This window comes from Streptococcus gordonii (assembly GCF_001553855.1).
GTDB lineage: Bacteria > Bacillota > Bacilli > Lactobacillales > Streptococcaceae > Streptococcus > Streptococcus gordonii.
The window spans coordinates 227,843-244,437 of record NZ_LQWV01000012.1; the positions used below are offsets into that span (position 1 = coordinate 227,843).

At 41.9% G+C, this 16,595-nt stretch carries 17 protein-coding genes and 1 pseudogene; 15 read left to right on the top strand and 3 right to left on the bottom strand.

All coding sequences use genetic code 11. The annotated features are described in order from the left end of the window. Positions 1-5: 5 nt before the first annotated feature. From AWH02_RS04110 to AWH02_RS10655, 7 genes and pseudogenes are all read left to right on the top strand, one after another. A complete protein-coding gene (locus tag AWH02_RS04110; RefSeq protein WP_008808232.1) occupies positions 6-656 on the top strand; it encodes a COG3942 and LysM peptidoglycan-binding domain-containing protein in 651 nt (216 codons plus the stop codon). Positions 657-806: 150 nt separating this feature from the next. Next, on the top strand, positions 807-1,337 hold the full coding sequence (locus AWH02_RS04115) for an FUSC family protein (RefSeq protein ID WP_060553175.1): 531 nt from the start codon (positions 807-809) through the stop codon (positions 1,335-1,337). A 288-nt stretch (positions 1,338-1,625) separates the two neighbouring features. Beyond that, a complete protein-coding gene (locus tag AWH02_RS04120) occupies positions 1,626-1,991 on the top strand; it encodes a MerR family transcriptional regulator (RefSeq protein ID WP_008808234.1) in 366 nt (121 codons plus the stop codon). A gap of 29 nt (positions 1,992-2,020) precedes the next feature. Beyond that, a complete protein-coding gene (gene glnA / locus AWH02_RS04125) occupies positions 2,021-3,367 on the top strand; it encodes a type I glutamate--ammonia ligase (protein WP_060553174.1) in 1,347 nt (448 codons plus the stop codon). Between the two features lie 53 nt (positions 3,368-3,420). Beyond that, the gene (locus tag AWH02_RS04130; protein ID WP_048778117.1) at positions 3,421-3,825 is read left to right on the top strand and encodes a GNAT family N-acetyltransferase; all 405 of its coding nucleotides are present in this window, start codon (positions 3,421-3,423) and stop codon (positions 3,823-3,825) included. Positions 3,826-4,059: 234 nt separating this feature from the next. After that, positions 4,060-5,394: an Nramp family divalent metal transporter gene (locus AWH02_RS04135; RefSeq protein ID WP_002896638.1), complete on the top strand. Its 1,335-nt coding sequence runs from the start codon at positions 4,060-4,062 to the stop codon at positions 5,392-5,394. 208 nt (positions 5,395-5,602) lie between these two features. Further along, positions 5,603-7,103: pseudogene (locus AWH02_RS10655) on the top strand (IS1182 family transposase). Here the strand turns inward: AWH02_RS10655 and rnjA are convergent. Together rnjA and AWH02_RS04155 are read right to left on the bottom strand one after the other, a co-directional pair. Then, positions 7,081-8,763, bottom strand: a complete 1,683-nt coding sequence (gene rnjA / locus AWH02_RS04150) for a ribonuclease J1 (RefSeq protein ID WP_011999752.1) — start codon at positions 8,761-8,763, stop codon at positions 7,081-7,083. The pseudogene AWH02_RS10655 and the gene rnjA overlap by 23 nt on opposite strands. A gap of 3 nt (positions 8,764-8,766) precedes the next feature. Further along, a complete protein-coding gene (locus AWH02_RS04155; RefSeq protein WP_060553173.1) occupies positions 8,767-8,997 on the bottom strand; it encodes a DNA-dependent RNA polymerase subunit epsilon in 231 nt (76 codons plus the stop codon). 276 nt (positions 8,998-9,273) lie between these two features. On the opposite strand from AWH02_RS04155, the gene tsaB reads away from it, so the two are divergent. From tsaB to AWH02_RS04195, 8 genes are all read left to right on the top strand, one after another. Continuing rightward, a complete protein-coding gene (tsaB, locus tag AWH02_RS04160) occupies positions 9,274-9,960 on the top strand; it encodes a tRNA (adenosine(37)-N6)-threonylcarbamoyltransferase complex dimerization subunit type 1 TsaB (RefSeq protein WP_060553172.1) in 687 nt (228 codons plus the stop codon). After that, positions 9,957-10,409: a ribosomal protein S18-alanine N-acetyltransferase gene (gene rimI, locus AWH02_RS04165; RefSeq protein WP_060553171.1), complete on the top strand. Its 453-nt coding sequence runs from the start codon at positions 9,957-9,959 to the stop codon at positions 10,407-10,409. The genes tsaB and rimI overlap by 4 nt, the downstream gene beginning before the upstream one ends. Further along, positions 10,399-11,409 (top strand): tRNA (adenosine(37)-N6)-threonylcarbamoyltransferase complex transferase subunit TsaD, encoded by a 1,011-nt coding sequence (tsaD, locus tag AWH02_RS04170; protein WP_060553170.1) that lies wholly within the window; start codon positions 10,399-10,401, stop codon positions 11,407-11,409. The genes rimI and tsaD overlap by 11 nt, the downstream gene beginning before the upstream one ends. A gap of 9 nt (positions 11,410-11,418) precedes the next feature. Continuing rightward, positions 11,419-12,114 (top strand): AzlC family ABC transporter permease, encoded by a 696-nt coding sequence (locus tag AWH02_RS04175; protein ID WP_060553169.1) that lies wholly within the window; start codon positions 11,419-11,421, stop codon positions 12,112-12,114. Further along, positions 12,104-12,436, top strand: a complete 333-nt coding sequence (locus AWH02_RS04180) for an AzlD domain-containing protein (RefSeq protein ID WP_060553168.1) — start codon at positions 12,104-12,106, stop codon at positions 12,434-12,436. Before AWH02_RS04175 ends, AWH02_RS04180 begins: the two co-directional genes overlap by 11 nt. Before the next feature lie 108 nt (positions 12,437-12,544). Further along, positions 12,545-13,291: a class I SAM-dependent methyltransferase gene (locus tag AWH02_RS04185; RefSeq protein ID WP_045505362.1), complete on the top strand. Its 747-nt coding sequence runs from the start codon at positions 12,545-12,547 to the stop codon at positions 13,289-13,291. A 298-nt stretch (positions 13,292-13,589) separates the two neighbouring features. Continuing rightward, entirely contained in the window at positions 13,590-14,261 is a 672-nt protein-coding gene (locus AWH02_RS04190) for a hypothetical protein (protein ID WP_060553167.1), read from the top strand. A 100-nt stretch (positions 14,262-14,361) separates the two neighbouring features. Continuing rightward, on the top strand, positions 14,362-15,102 hold the full coding sequence (locus AWH02_RS04195; protein ID WP_060553166.1) for a MerR family transcriptional regulator: 741 nt from the start codon (positions 14,362-14,364) through the stop codon (positions 15,100-15,102). Between the two features lie 55 nt (positions 15,103-15,157). Here AWH02_RS04195 and AWH02_RS04200 read toward each other — a convergent pair whose 3' ends face one another. Next, positions 15,158-16,333 carry a BaiN/RdsA family NAD(P)/FAD-dependent oxidoreductase gene (locus tag AWH02_RS04200; protein ID WP_060553165.1) on the bottom strand — a complete coding sequence of 392 codons (1,176 nt, stop codon included), beginning with the start codon at positions 16,331-16,333 and terminating at the stop codon, positions 15,158-15,160. Between the last annotated feature and the right edge of the window lie 262 nt (positions 16,334-16,595).

Sequence of the window (16,595 nt, forward strand, 5' to 3'; positions counted from 1 at the left end):
ATTTTATGAAAAAAATATTTATTAAAACAGCTCTTGTGGTTGCTTCTACAGCTCTTTCAGCTATAGCTGGTCTTCAAGTTGCACATGCAGATTCTTATGTTGTACAACAAGGTGATTCTTTCTTTGGAATTGCTAGTGCTCACGGAATGAGCCCTTATGATCTAGCTGCGAAAAATGGCAAATCTATTTTTGATACAATCAACCCAGGTGATGTTTTGGAAGTGGACGGCGCTACTTCTACTTATGCAAATTCAGGTTATGGTGTGAGCAGTAATGCGGATTTGGTATCTGATGTAGATGATGTTGTTTTAAATACCCCGACTGACTATGGTAACTCTTATCCAATCGGACAATGTACTTGGGGCGTTAAGGAATTAGCTCCTTGGGCAAGCAACTGGTGGGGGAATGCCAATACTTGGGCTATCAATGCCAGCAATCAAGGTTATGTTACTGGTACAGTTCCGACAGTAGGCGCAATCGCTGTTTGGGACGGAGGAGAGTATGGTCACGTTGCTTATGTTACAGACGTTCAGAGCGACGGTACAATCCAAGTGCTAGAAGCTAATTACAATCGTCAAAAGCAAATTGATAATTATCGCGGTTATTTTAACCCCAATGAATTTTTGGGAAATGTAACGTATATCTATCCAAACTAATTTGATTGAAGATTTAGAGCGTGCTCTAGATCTTTTTATTTTTCAAGATAGGATGTAGAAGATGAGAATGAGAGGTCGTTGCAAACAAGAAGGCTTTTTGTTGGAAAATATGTTAGAATGAAAGTAATTTGATTTGAAAGAGGATCAGGAATGAACTATTTTAGCAAGTACAAGTTTGATAAATCGAAATTCAAATTAGGAATGCGGACTTTTAAGACAGGGTTGGCGGTTTTTATCATTCTCTTGATGTTTAGTCTATTTGGCTGGGGTGGTCTGCAGATTGGCGCTTTGACAGCAGTTTTTAGCCTGCGAGAAGATTTTGACAAGAGCGTGCATTTTGGTACTTCTCGTATCTTAGGAAATAGCATCGGTGGCTTCTATGCCTTGATTTTTTTCCTCATCAATAAGATCTTTCAAGACCAGCTCTGGGTCACCTTGCTTTTTGTTCCGATTTGTACTATGCTAACAATTATGACCAATGTTGCCATGAACAATAAAGCAGGGGTAATTGGTGGTGTATCAGCTCTCTTGATTATTACACTGTCGGTTTCTGAAGGGGATACGATTGTTTACGTATTTGCCCGGATTTTTGAGACATTTCTTGGTGTATTCGTTGCCATGTTAGTAAATTATGACATTAATCGCCTGCGTTCTTTTTTTAGAAAAGAGAAAAGCAAATGAATATGTCAGAAAAAGTAACATTCCTTCTTGACAGGATAAATCTTTAGGAATATAATAGTGGTAATCTTGGCTAGTGGAGAGTGAAGTTTTTGTTTCATTTGCTGATACTTGCCATACAAGTAAGGAATTGGATCCGTACTAAAAACTTAGAAAGAATGATTAGCAATCCTTTTTATCTGAAAAGAAAAGTAATTGTTTCTGCTATCATATGGTCGTACTAAAGCCGGTTTGATAGCTTGTTTTCCTATTAGTTTTTGGAGTTCTCATCTCTTACGAAAGGAGGATGTAATGAAAGAAAAAGAACTGCGACGCAATTTGGCAGTTTTCCCAATCGGCAGCGTTATGAAATTGACAGACTTAACGGCTCGGCAGATTCGCTATTATGAGGATCAGCAGCTGATTACACCTGAGCGAACAGAAGGGAATCGTCGCATGTATTCCCTAAATGACATGGATCGCTTGCTGGAAATAAAAGACTATATTTCTGAAGGTTATAATATTGCTGCAATCAAGCGTAAGTATGCTGAACGTGAAGCAATGGCCAAAAAACCAGTGAGCGCAAAAGACGTTCGACGTGCACTACACAACGACATTGTGCAACAGAGTAGATTTGCATCCTCTGTGCCGACATTTGGTCAATTAAAACGACCATAACTATTGTTTTATTCCATAAGGAGATCACCATGCCTATTACAGTTGCTGATATCAAGCGCGAAGTTAAAGAAAAAAATGTTACCTTTATCCGTCTTATGTTTTCAGATATTTTGGGAACAATGAAAAATGTGGAAATCCCTGCAACAGATGAACAGTTAGACAAAGTATTATCTAACAAAGCTATGTTTGACGGTTCTTCTATTGAAGGTTTTGTTCGGATTAACGAATCGGATATGTATCTATATCCAGATTTGGACACTTGGACTGTTTTCCCTTGGGGAGATGAAAATGGTAGCGTTGCAGGATTAATTTGTGATGTCTATACGACAGAAGGTCTTCCTTTCCAGGGAGATCCGCGTAGCAACTTAAAACGCGCCCTCAAGCACATGGAGGAGCTGGGCTTTAAATCCTTTAATCTTGGACCAGAGCCAGAATTCTTCCTCTTTAAGTTGGATGAAAATGGAGATCCTACTTTAGAGGTGAATGATAAAGGAGGTTATTTTGATTTAGCTCCGACAGACTTAGCTGATAATACTCGCCGAGAGATTGTCAATATTTTGACAAGTATGGGATTTGAAGTTGAGGCTAGTCACCATGAAGTAGCTGTTGGTCAGCACGAAATTGATTTCAAATATGATGAAGTTCTACGTGCATGTGATAAAATCCAGCTCTTTAAACTAGTCGTCAAGACTATAGCTCGTAAGCATGGCTTGTATGCTACTTTTATGGCTAAGCCTAAGTTTGGTATTGCTGGTTCAGGTATGCACTGTAATATGTCTCTCTTTAATCAGGATGGGACAAATGCCTTTTTTGATCCTGAGGATCCAAGAGGTATGCAATTGTCGGATACAGCCTACTATTTCTTGGGTGGCTTGATCAAACACGCCTACAACTATACAGCTATTATGAATCCAACCGTCAACTCTTATAAGCGTTTGGTTCCTGGCTACGAAGCACCAGTTTATATTGCTTGGGCAGGGCAAAATCGATCTCCTTTGGTTCGTGTGCCAGCATCTCGCGGCATGGGAACTCGCTTGGAATTGCGTTCTGTAGACCCTATGGCGAACCCTTATATTGCTATGGCTGTTCTTCTTGAAGTTGGTCTTCACGGAATTGAAAATAAGATTCAGGCACCAGCTCCTGTTGAAGAGAATATTTATGTTATGTCAGCAGAAGAACGAAAGGAAGCTGGCATTACAGACCTTCCTTCAACTCTACACAATGCTATCAAGGCTCTAACTGAGGATGAAGTCGTTAAGGATGCCCTCGGCAACCACATCTATACTAGCTTTGTAGAGGCTAAGCGTATCGAGTGGGCTAGCTACGCAACTTTTGTTTCGCAATGGGAAATTGATAACTATTTAGATCTATACTAATGATAGAGCAGGTGGCCTGAAAGTCCCCTGCTTTTTCGTGGAGGAGGAGAAAGATGGAAAAATTTGATGATTTTATTAAGCGGGTTTTTGATGAGCAATATGAAGTCTGCTTTGGTCCAGACATGCTTGAAAAACTAGAGCCCAGAGATTATTATCTGACGCGGGAGGAGGATGGTCGATTAATTGCCTTGCTCCATGGCCAGCAGGTATTAGAAAATATTCATATCAAGGCTTTGGTGGTGGATAAAGCGTACCAGAAAAAAGGCTTGGGAGCATCTCTATTGTCAGAATTAGAAGAAAAGGCTGCAGAAGCAGGAGCAACTAGTATTACTTTATCCACCAAATCCTATCAGGCCAAGGATTTTTACCTCAAACAAGGTTATGAAATCTACGCTAGTCTAGCAGATGTCCCACAAAAGGGCATTACCAAATATCATTTTATTAAGAGATTAGGCTGAGCTTGTTTCAAATAGATGGAAGTCAATTGCCAAACACCATTAAAGTTTACAAAAAACGCTGGCTTTTACAATACTGATATTGCCTATTTCAACTATCATTTCTTTTCTTAGGAATCATTACAAAATGTGATATAATAAGGGTGAATTGGAAATAGGTAAACTATTTTCATCATTCTTTCAAAAAATATTATATTAAGAAATATGTAAAGACAGATTAGAAAGTGGGAAATCCCTATGTCCTCTTATGAAAAAGTCTCTCTTTCTGAGATCAATCAATCTATTGAGACTCCAAATAACAATCATTTTTGGCAAAATCTAAAAGCATTCTTAGGACCTGGTGCACTTGTGGCAGTTGGCTACATGGATCCAGGAAACTGGATCACCAGCGTGGTTGGTGGTGCCTCCTACAAGTACAGTCTTTTATTTGTTATTTTGATTTCATCCATCATTGCTATGCAGTTACAACAGATGGCTGGAAAGCTCGGTATCGTGACTAGGATGGACCTAGCGCAGGCAACAGCTCATCATGCTCCCAAGTGGCTTCGCTATAGTTTGTGGGTGATTTTAGAATTGGCTTTAATGGCGACAGACTTGGCTGAGGTTCTAGGTTCAGCGATTGCCTTAAATCTTTTGTTTAAAATACCGATTATGATTGCTATCCTTCTAACCGTTTTAGATGTATTTTTATTACTTTTATTGATGAAATTTGGTTTCAAAAAAATTGAAGCTATTGTTACGACCCTTATTTTAACCATATTAGCCATCTTTACCTATCTTGTGGCCTTATCCAATCCAAGTATCCAAGGGATTATTGGTGGTTATTTACCAACTTCAACTTTATTTGAAACACCGTTACCAGGTCATGAAAGTCAATTGACCTTGGCTCTAGGGATTGTAGGTGCGACAGTCATGCCCCATAATCTCTATCTTCATTCCTCTCTATCCCAGACAAGGAAAATAAATCACAAAGATAAGAAGGATGTTCGAAAAGCAGTGCGCTTTATGACCTGGGATTCAAATCTTCAGTTGTCTCTAGCCTTTATTGTAAATTCCTTGCTTCTCATTTTAGGTGCCTCCCTCTTTTTTGGTCATGCATCTGAAATTTCAGCTTTCTCCCAAATGTACAATGCTTTACAGGATTCGACGATAGCAGGAGCGATAGCTAGCTCAATTCTGTCAACTTTGTTTGCTTTAGCCCTCTTAGCAAGTGGCCAGAATTCGACCATTACAGGTACCTTGACAGGACAGATTGTCATGGAAGGTTTCTTACATCTAAGATTGCCTCAGTGGCTTATCCGTATCGGTACACGTATTTTTGCCTTGCTACCTGTGATTATAGTCGCCGTTTTGTTTGGGCATCAAGAAAAAACCTTGGATCAGTTATTGGTCTATTCACAGGTCTTTCTTTCAATCGCTCTTCCGTTTTCAATTTTCCCCTTGATTTATCTAACCTCTAAGAAGTCACTGATGGGAGAATTTACTAATGCCAAGTGGAACACAATCCTAGGTTACGCAGTTTCCATTATCTTAACCATTCTCAATATCAAACTTCTTTTCGATATTTTTTAGAGTGGTTTTGAAGTCAAGTATCGGAAGCGGCGTGAAGTTTAATAAAGAGAAAGAGTAGTGGTTGGTTCATAAAAATAAGTACAAAAAAAGAACAGTTGAAATTGTTCTTTCAGATTGAAGACAAAATCCTTAGAACTACAAATTTCTAAGGGCTTTTCTTTGTGTAAAGTCGTATAATAGAGGTAAGAAAAGTTGTGAGGTGTTCCCTATGTTTCACAAAGAAAATCTAGACTACAACCGCAATCAAGTTGGTTTTTACACGCTAGATGAACTCGTTCCGCAAGCCCATTTTCTTCGTCAGGTTGAGCAAGTGATCGATTTTTCCTTCATCTATGACTTAGTCGCAGATACTTATTCTGAAGATAAAGGTCGTCCTAGTTTAGACCCTGTTATGCTAGTTAAAATCCCTCTCATCCAATGTTTCTACGGTATACGTTCCATGCGCCAAACTATCAGGGACATTGAGGTCAATCCCTCCTATCGCTGGTTTTTGGGTTTGAGTTTAAACGATAAGGTTTCTCATTTTACCACTTATGGCAAAAATTACAATCGTCGTTTTCAAGATAAGGAAGTAATCGAGGAATTTTTTCATTATGTCCTATCCATTGTATGGGGGCAAGGTTTGATTGACCCGACTGAGATTTTTATTGATGGGACTCATATCAAGGCCACAGCCAATAACCATAAATATACTCATCAAGTTCTAGACAAGCAAGCTAGGTTTATGAGTGAGCAACTGGAAGTTGAGATTGGCTTAGATCGGAAAAAGTACTGAAAAAAGTCTCTCGGGCCCGCAAAAGAAAGCGAGGCTGAACCGAAGAAGAATTCTACTACAGACCCTGAAAGTGGTTGGTTTCACAAGGGGAGCATAAGGAAGTGTTCGCCTACAATGCCCAAGTAGGATGCGATAAGCATGGATGGGCACTAGCTTATAGTATCGATGCTGGCAATGTGCATGACAGTCAGGCTTTTCTTGCACTTTTTGAACAGTTGGAAAGGCTCCAATCTGACTACCTTATCGCCGACTCTGGCTACAAGACTCCAAGTATTGCAAAATTCCTCCTTGACCAAAATATTACACCTGTATTCCCTTATACTCGCCCTCGTGGAAAGAAAGGGAAGCTTCGCCCTAAGGACTTTATCTATGATGACTACTATGACTGTTATCTTTGCCCTGAAAATCAAGTGTTAGCTTACTCTACAACAAATCGCGATGGCTATCGTGAGTATAAAAGTGATCCTAAGATTTGCGCAATTTGTCCTCTGTTATCCAGTTGCACAGAAAGTAAAAAGAAACAGAAAGTCGTTACTCGCCATATTTGGAGGGAGTATTTAGAGATTTGTGAGGAGATTCGGCATCAAAAGGGAAGCAAGGAACTTTACCAGAAACGTAAAGAAACGGTGGAGCGGCTTTTTGGCACGGCCAAAGAATACCACAATCTACGTTATACGAGAGAAGTAGGTAAGTCCAAAATGAAGGCAAAAGTTGGACTTACTTTGGCATGCCTGAATATCAAAAAATTGGTAAAAATGATGGCGGGGAAGCCTTTTTATTTTTCGCTGAAAACTATTTTGATAAAGATTCCAGCCTATTTTGAGAATAGTAGCGCTGAAGATATAAAAAGACAAACACTCAAACGATGTTTGTCTTCAATCTGAGCTTTGCCCAAGTGGCAAAGCTATTTTTTAGTTGTCTTCGTCTGGTGTAAGCACCATCGGAATAATAATTGGTTCGCGCTCAGTATTTTCATAAAGGAAAGGACGAAGGGCGTTGACGATAGCACCGTTGACAGACTGGATATTGGCATCTTTATTTTTGAGGGCAATGCGGATAGCATTGAAAAGAAGACGCTGACTTTGGCGAATCAAATCACCAGACTCACGCATGTAGATGAAGCCACGGCTGAGAATATCTGGGCCTGCTAGAATCATTTGTGATTCAAAGTCGACTGTTGCGACAGCAAGTACGACCCCGTCTTCTGACAGGTCTTTACGGTCGCGCAGGACAGCAGCACCGATTTCACCAATACGGTTACCATCGACATAGATATCTTGGGCATTGAAGCTACCAGCTATGCGGGCAGAATTAGCTGTCAGAGCTAGCACATCGCCGTTGCTCATGATGAAGATATTGTCTTTTGGAACTCCAGTATCAACGGCTAGCCCAGCATGGACTTTCTGCATGCGGTATTCACCGTGGACTGGCATGAAATATTTAGGCTTGATCAAGCGGAGCATAAGTTTCTGCTCTTGCTGGCCACCGTGTCCAGAGGTGTGGATGTTGTTAATCTTACCATGAATAACCTCTACACCAGCTTCAGAGATAATATTAATCAGCTTGTTAACGCTAGTCGTATTACCAGGGATAGGGCTAGATGAGAAGATGACTGTATCTCCAGGCTGTAGCTGAACCTGACGGTGAGTACCGTTAGCAATACGTGACAAGGCTGCCATAGGCTCACCCTGACTTCCAGTACACATAATCAGGACTTCACTAGCAGGGTAGTCTTTGATAGCATTTGGCTCAATGAAGGTATCTTTAGGAACCTTGATATAGCCTAATTCAATCCCGTTAACAATCGCTTTTTCCATAGATCGACCAAAGACCGCAATCTTGCGTCCAGCCTTTACCGCAGCTTCTGCAGCTTGTTGAAGACGGAAGATGTTTGAGGCAAAGGAGGCAAAGATGATGCGTCCATGAATGCCTTCGATAATCTTCATAATCGATTGTCCGACCACTTTTTCAGAATTAGTAAAAGTAGGAACTTCAGCATTGGTCGAGTCAGAGAGGAGACAGAGAACCCCTTCTTCACCTAGAGCTGCCATACGGTGCAGGTCAGCTGGTTCGCCGACTGGAGTAAAGTCAAACTTAAAGTCACCGGTACAGACAATCTTACCTTGAGGAGTATGGATCACAATTCCTAAAGGCTCTGGGATAGAGTGGGTCGTACGGAAGAAAGTTGCTTTAAGGTTTTTAAATTTCAGTTCAGTGTTTTGGTTAATTTCGTAGAGTTTGGCATCACGTAAAAGTCCGTGCTCTTCCAATTTGCCACGAATAAGGGCTAGTGCCAGAGGTCCAGCATAAATAGGTACATTAGCCTGTTTAAGCAAGAATGGGATACCACCGATGTGGTCTTCGTGACCGTGAGTAATAAGAACACCTTTGACACGGTCGATATTCTCTACAATATAGGAGTAATCGGGGATGACATAGTCAATCCCGAGAAGATCGTCTTCTGGAAATTTGATACCTGCATCAACGATAATAATCTCGTCTTGATATTCGATTCCGTAGGTGTTTTTACCAATTTCTCCTAGACCACCAATGGCAAAAACGCCAACTTCTTTTGGTTTTAAAGTATAGGACATGGTTTAAAACTCCGTTACTTGAAAAGTGCCTGACTCTCTTTCGTATTCTAAGTGTTTGTCAGACAAGAGTTCGATAAATTCAATGTTGTAATCAGTATTTTCTTCAACCAATTTACGGGCTTTAATGCGTCCCTCGAGTTCGTTATTTGCTTCAACTTCCAAGTAAAGAGAGCGAGTGTTTTCACGACGTGGGCTACGGTCTTTTGTTTCTTGATAAAAAACTTTGTAAATCATTCTATTTCCTTTCATTTCACGATTAATCTACAACAAACATGCAGCCAAGTTATCAGCTGTTTTTTTATATTTAGTTTTCTGGGTAATAGATTAATCTTGATTCGTTACAATTATAACAATTATATCATAAAATACGGTATTAGTAAAAGTTAGAAATCCAAAAAGAAGAGGAAGCCGTTTTCATTTTTCCCTTCTACCTAAAGGGGAAAGAAGTTGGAAAATCCCTCTCTTTCTAGTATAATATAATGCAGACAATCGAGTAAGGAAAAGATAAGAATGAAATTATTAGCTTTTGATACTTCTAATCAAGCACTGTCTCTAGCTATTTTAGAAGATGAGCATCTATTGGCTCAGACAACGCTCAATATCAAGAAAAATCATAGCATCACCCTTATGCCGGCTATTGATTTTCTCATGAATAGTTTGGACATGAAACCGACGGATTTGGATCGGATCGCGGTGGCTCAGGGGCCAGGCAGCTACACAGGTCTGAGAATTGCGGTGGCGACAGCCAAGACTTTGGCGCATACCCTCAAAATTGAGCTGGTCGGTGTGTCTAGTTTACTGGCTCTAGTCCCAGAGCAGGTGGAAGGCTTGGTCATTCCCATCGTAGATGCCCGTCGCAATAATGTCTATGCTGGCTTTTACCAGTCTGGTCAGGCTGTACGGCCGGAAGCTCATCTACCTTTGGCAGAGGTTTTGGGAATAGCTGGCGCTGCTGACCAGCCAGTCACCTTTGTCGGAGAGACAGCAACTTTTGCGGAGCAGATCAAAGATGCTCTTCCTCAGGCTGCCATTCAGTCAACTTTGCCAGATGCCGCAGCTATTGGTCGTCTCGGTCTAGACTTGCCAGCCCAGTCCATTCATGATTTTGTCCCTAACTACCTTAAGCGAGTAGAAGCCGAGGAAAATTGGCTCAAGACCCATCAGGAATCCAGCGATTCTTACATTCAGCGCCTATGATTGAGATGAAAAAATGGAGCGCTAACTCGGATGTGGACGTGGCAGTTTTGGCTGAAGAGCTGGAACAGCTCTTACTTGCAGTCTATGAGGTCAGTCCTTGGACGGCGAACCAAGTGGCAGAGGTTCTGCGTTCGGATGTGAACAGCTGTGCGCTAGCAGAAGATGAGGGGCTACTTGTCGGTTTTTTAGTCTGGCAGGAGACAGACTTTGAAGCAGAAGTCCTGCAGATTGCTGTATTGCCTAGCTATCAGGGGCAGAAAATCGCGACAGCCTTGTTTGACTTTTTGCCAGCAGATAAAGAAATTTTCCTTGAAGTGAGGGAGTCCAACAAGCCAGCTCTGCTATTTTACAAAAAAGAAAGATTTGAAGAAATCGCACGGCGGAAGGCCTACTACCATGCGCCGGTGGAAGATGCGATTGTCATGAAAAGAGAGATCCATGAAAGATAGATATATTTTAGCTTTTGAGACGTCTTGTGACGAGACCAGTGTGGCGGTTTTGAAGAATGAGACTGAGCTTTTGAGCAATGTTATTGCCAGCCAGATTGAGAGCCACAAGCGTTTTGGCGGAGTGGTACCGGAAGTAGCCAGCCGCCACCATGTGGAGGTCATTACGGTTTGTATAGAGGAAGCCTTGGCAGAAGCAGGGATTAGCGAAGAGCAAGTCACAGCGGTGGCCGTCACCTACGGTCCTGGTCTGGTCGGGGCGCTTCTGGTCGGCTTGGCGGCGGCCAAGTCCTTTGCCTGGGCTCATGATATTCCCTTGATTCCAGTCAATCATATGGCTGGGCATCTGATGGCAGCCCAGAGCGTGGAACCCTTAGAGTTTCCCTTACTGGCTCTCTTGGTCAGCGGTGGTCACACTGAGCTGGTCTATGTCAGTCAGGCTGGTGACTATAAGATTGTGGGGGAAACTCGCGATGATGCAGTCGGTGAAGCCTATGATAAGGTCGGTCGAGTCATGGGGCTGACCTATCCAGCAGGTCGGGAGATTGATCAGCTGGCTCATCAAGGACGGGATATGTATGATTTTCCGCGAGCAATGATCAAGGAAGACAATCTGGAATTTTCTTTTTCCGGCCTTAAGTCGGCCTTTATCAACCTGCACCACAATGCTCAGCAAAAGGGAGAGGTCTTATCTAATCAAGACTTGTCAGCAAGCTTTCAGGCAGCGGTCATGGATATTCTCATGGCCAAGACTAAGAAAGCACTGGAAAAATATCCAGTCAAGACTCTGGTCGTTGCGGGCGGTGTTGCGGCCAATCAAGGGCTGAGAGAACGCTTGGCAGCTGAGATTCAGGATGTTAAGGTGATTATTCCGCCTCTTCGCCTTTGCGGTGACAATGCTGGTATGATTGCTTATGCTAGTGTCAGTGAATGGAACAAGAAGAATTTTGCCAGTTTGGATCTGAATGCTAAGCCGAGTCTGGCTTTTGAAACGATGGAGTAAAGGAGAAGAATGCGCGGACAGACATTTAAACAAGGGGCACAAGCGGCAGTGCCAACGGCTCTGGGCTATATTGGAATTGGTCTAGCTTGTGGCATCATGGCGGCACCTCATATGAATCCCTTGGAGATGGGGGTGATGAGTATTCTGGTTTATGCCGGTAGTGCCCAGTTTGCTATGATTGGCTTATTTGCCCAGCAGGCGCCTGTCTTGGCTATCGCACTGACTGTTTTTCTCATCAATATCCGGCATCTTTTGCTCTGTCTGCATGCATCAACCTTTTTTCGTAAGTCTAGCTTAGCTCAGAACATTGTCATTGGCTCTTTTTTGACGGATGAATCTTATGGAGTCTTGATGGGAGAGCAGGTGCACACAAAAGAGATTGCGGCTAGCTGGATGATGGGTAACAATTTCATGAGTTATACTTCTTGGATTTTGGGTACTATTTTAGGAACAGCCCTCGGTGCCCTTCTGCCCAATCCTGAGAGCTTTGGCCTGGACTTTGCCCTAGTCTCCATGTTTATCGGTATTTTCTCTTCTCAGTTTACAATCATGCTGCGACGGGTCAAGATAAAGAAGCTCTTTTTAGTTCTGGGTGTTGTGGGCCTTGCCTACTTAGTCCTAACTATGCTACTTCAAAATTCGCTGGCGGTGCTTTTTGCAACCTTGCTAGGCTGTACGGTGGGGGTGATTTTGGATGATAAGTAAGTATATTTTGCTGGCTATTCTTTTGTCAGCCCTAGTCACTTGGATTCCGCGGGTTTTACCCTTTATCCTAGTCAAGTACAAGGGGCTTCCGCCTATGGCAGAGCGTTTCCTCAAATATCTGCCTGTTTCCATTATCTTTGCTCTTATCCTGTCCAGTGTCACCAATGCTAAAACAGGTCAGCTGCCAAGTTTTAAATGGCTGGATTTGCTAGCGATTTTTCCAACAACTTACATAGCATTTAAGTATAAAAACTTAATTTTGACAGTGGTTTGTGGCGTGATTTTAGTTGCTCTAATACGCTTAGTAGTTCAAATGATCTAATAACTTCTAAATCTTTCTATCTCAGGTAGAGAGATTTTTTATTATTAGAAATGTCAGAAAATTTCATAATAGTGGTATAATGGTGTTGTTAGACTAAGGAGGTGGATTATGGCAGAAGCAGGTCATAAATTTTTAGCAAAATTAGGAAAGAAGCGTCTTCGACCCGGAGGTAAGCTAGCAACGGACTGGTTGATAGAGCAAGGGAAATTTTCCAGTGATAAAAAGGTTCTTGAAGTTGCCTGCAATATGGGAACTACAACGATTGAATTAGCAAAAAAATATGGTTGCCAAATTACAGCTATAGACTTAGATCAGTCTGCCTTGAAGCAAGCTCGGCTTAATGGAGAAAAGGCTGGTGTTGGTGAACTCGTCACATTTAAACAAGCCAACGCTATGAAGCTGCCTTATGATGACAATTCATTTGATATCGTTATCAATGAAGCCATGCTGACCATGCAGACAGAGAAGGGGAAAGCTAAATGTATGGAAGAGTACTACCGAGTGCTGAAGCCAGGCGGTGTGCTTCTGACTCATGATGTCATGCTTAAGCAAAAAGATGAAGCTGTCAGAGAAGAGTTGTCTCGCGCAATTAATGTCAATGTTGGTCCGTTGACAGAAGGATCTTGGATTCAGTTGGCGCGATCTCACTCGTTTGATCGTGTAGATACCTTTGTCGGCGAAATGACCTTGATGAGCCTTCGAGGCATGATATATGACGAAGGACTGGGTGGCACTCTGAAAATCTGCTTTAATGCTCTTAAGAAAGAGAACTACAGCCAATTTATGAAGATGTTTAAGATGTTCCAAAAGAATCAAGAAAAACTGGGCTTTATTGCCATGGTTTCTCGTAAATAGAAAATCAGTCTCCTCATTTTATTGATTTAGGAAAGATTTCAAAAATACTTTGGTTTTGTTTTTACTTTTTATTTAAGAAGTATCAATCACTTTATCCTCCCTTGCTTTTGCATATCTTAAGGAATAGGATGATTGAACTTATTCGCAGTTGATAAAGTGTTTATAGATTTTACCTAGTTTGGTTATTTTTTACAAAAGGTTTTATCTAAGTAAAGATCTTAAGCTAATTCCAAAAATAACTTGATTTTTTTGAATAAAAAGAACTATAATAATTTCAGAACGTAGAAAAGAGGTAACCATGATGGTGAAATCATTGTCAAAACTCCTTTATGCATCTTTATTTCTAGCTTTGTCATTTATTTTAGTAGCATGCAGTTCGCCAAAAGATAGCGCAACAAAGAGTTCATCCAGTGATAAGGTCAGCAAATCGAGTAAGTCTAGTAAGTCTAGTAAGTCTAGTGAGTCTAGTAAGAGCAGTTCCAAGGAGTCATCAACTTCATCCAGCCAAACTTCAGTCTCTTCTAGCGAGGAAGCTTCAAAATCTAGCCAAACTAGTTCATCCGGTTCTAGCACTAAGGAAACTCCAACAGCGGACTCCCTTGTTCCATCAGAATTGGTTGGTGCCTGGAAAGGAAGAAGCCCTCAAGCTGAGGAGATTACAATGACTGTTGGTGCAGATGGATCTATTTGGACTCAGGCTAACTTTAGCAGTTATGGGCAAAAGAGCGATGTAAAGGCTGTTGCAAGAGCAATTAAAATCAGTCAAAACCTCTATCGGTGGGAGTTGGTTTCAGGAGAATATAGTGCCTTGACTCCTGGTATAACAGGCCTTGGTGGTATAGGGAAAGCTGAGCCAGGCTTTACTTTAGAAAATGGTAAATTCACACCTGTCATGTTTACTGGTCCTGCTGATCAACCTCTTGATTATTCAAATTATTATGCTTTTGAATTTTCTTTGACTAAAAACTAAGCTATGAAACTCCCTTGTAATCTAAGTGGGGAGTTTTTTTAACAACACTTGACCCTACCCTAAGGTTAGGGATTATACTATAGTAGCAAGGAGGTCTTTCATGTTTCATGTTAAAGAAGCTGCACAGCTTTCAGGTGTTTCCGTCAAAACTCTACATCACTACGACAAAATCGGGCTTTTAGTACCTGCTAAATCAGAAAATGGCTATCGGACATACAGCCAAGCTGATTTAGAGAGGTTGCAAGTCATTCTTTACTACAAGTATCTGGGCTTTTCTTTGGAGAAAATAGCAGAGCTCTTGAGTCAGGACGATCATGCCCTATTGCCACATCTGGTAAGGCAGTTGGATTGTCTTGAGCAAGAAAGAGACCGCTTGGATACTTTGATTTCGACCTTGCGAAAAACAATTCAAGCTCAAAAAGGAGAAAGAAAAATGACAATGAAAGAAAAATTCGCAGGTTTTACCTACGAAGACAATCACAAATATCATCAAGAAGCTGTCGAAGAATACGGTCAAGAAGTTATGGCAGAAGCATTGACTCGTCAAAATGGAAGGGAAGAAGAATCTACTGAAGCCTTCAATCAAGTTTTTCAAAGTCTGGCAGAGAATATGCGACAAGGCTTGCCAGTTGAAGCGTCAGAAAATCAAGAGCAGGCAGGGCGTCTTTTACAAGCCATTCGTACTTATGGCTTTGACTGCTCGCTACAAGTCTTTGGTCATATCGGTAAAGGCTATGTCTATAACCCAGAGTTTAAGGAAAACATCGACAAATTTGGAGTTGGCACAGCTCAGTATACGTCAGATGTGATTGCTGCTTATGTTCGGGCAGGTGCAGAATAAAAACTGGCGAGGATTTTCCTCGACCAGTTTTTTAATCTGTTAAATATTTTACCTATCACTCATAATGCAAGCTCCCTGCCACCCAGCCGGTGCAGAGGGCAGAGGTAATGTTGAAGCCGCCCGTGTGGGCATTGATGTCTAGGACCTCCCCAGCGAAGTGGAGGCCGGGAACGAGCTTGCTTTCTAGAGTTTTGGGATTGATTTCTTTGAGGCTGACACCGCCCTTGGTTACAAAGGATTTGGCCAGGGACATTTTGCCAGTGACAGGGATGGGCAGTTCTTTGATTTGTTTGATGAGGGCTTCTTTTTCACTGAGATTGAGTTGTTTGACTTTCTCAGGAAAGGGCTGGGCAAAAAAGTCTGCCATTCGCTCGGGCAGGAGGATTTTCAGGCAGTTCTTCAGCGATTTTTCCCGATTTTCTTCTAAAAAGTCTGTCAAATCCTGCTGACTCATCTGAGGAAGAACATCGAGATAGATGGTTTCGCCACCCTTGACAAAGCTAGACAAGCGCAGGGCTGCCGGACCTGATAGGCCAAAGTGGGTAAAGAGCAGGTCGTGAGTAATGACATGCTTACCATAGCTTAGGGTCACATCGTCCAGCGAAATCCCCTGAAGCGCTTTGTGGGGGAAGTCAGTCAGAAGGGGACTTTCAGCAGCTTCTAAGTCAGTTACTGTGTGCTTGAAGTGTCGGGCAATATCGTGGCCGAAGCCTGTCGAGCCTGTTGAAGGATAGGACTTGCCGCCAGTCGTTACAATCAATTTCTGGCAGGTCCAAGTCTGGTCGCTGGATCTGACAGTGAAAAGGTCATCAGTTTTTTTGACAGAGACGATTTCGGTGTTGGTGATGACAGTGCCGCCCAGCTCTGCAATTTTCTTTTCCAAAGCTTCGATAATGGTGCGGGACTTGTCTGTCGCTGGGAAAACACGTCCGTGGTCTTCAACCTTGAGTTTGACACCATTCTCAGTGAAAAAGTTGATGATATCATGGTTGTCAAACTGGGAAAAGACGCTGTAAAGAAAGCGTCCGTTACCAGGAATACCAGCCAGGAGGTCATCCAAATCTCCATTATTGGTCACATTGCAACGTCCGCCACCTGTACCGGCTAGTTTCTTGCCTAGTCGTTTATTTTTCTCAATAAGCAAGGTTTTCTGTCCGTAGAAAGAGCTGGAAATGGCAGCCATCATGCCAGCTGGTCCTCCGCCGATGATGATTGTGTCAAAATGGTTCATTTATGTTATCCTTTCAGAGATAAGTTTGGCCAAGGTTTAATTGTGAATGTTTCTTAGGAAATATTGTCCACTAATGAGCAGTTAAATGGTCGTTTTAAGCTTGGTGGATTTATTCATTTTCAAAGTAATCTAATCTGTCTCATTGTATCATAAAAGGGCGAAAAATGGATAGGAGTTAAGCTTAGAAAATATTGGGAAATTTGACAGGGAAGCCTTGATATGATAAGATTTAGGTATCTATATCTAGAAAAAGTATTTGAGG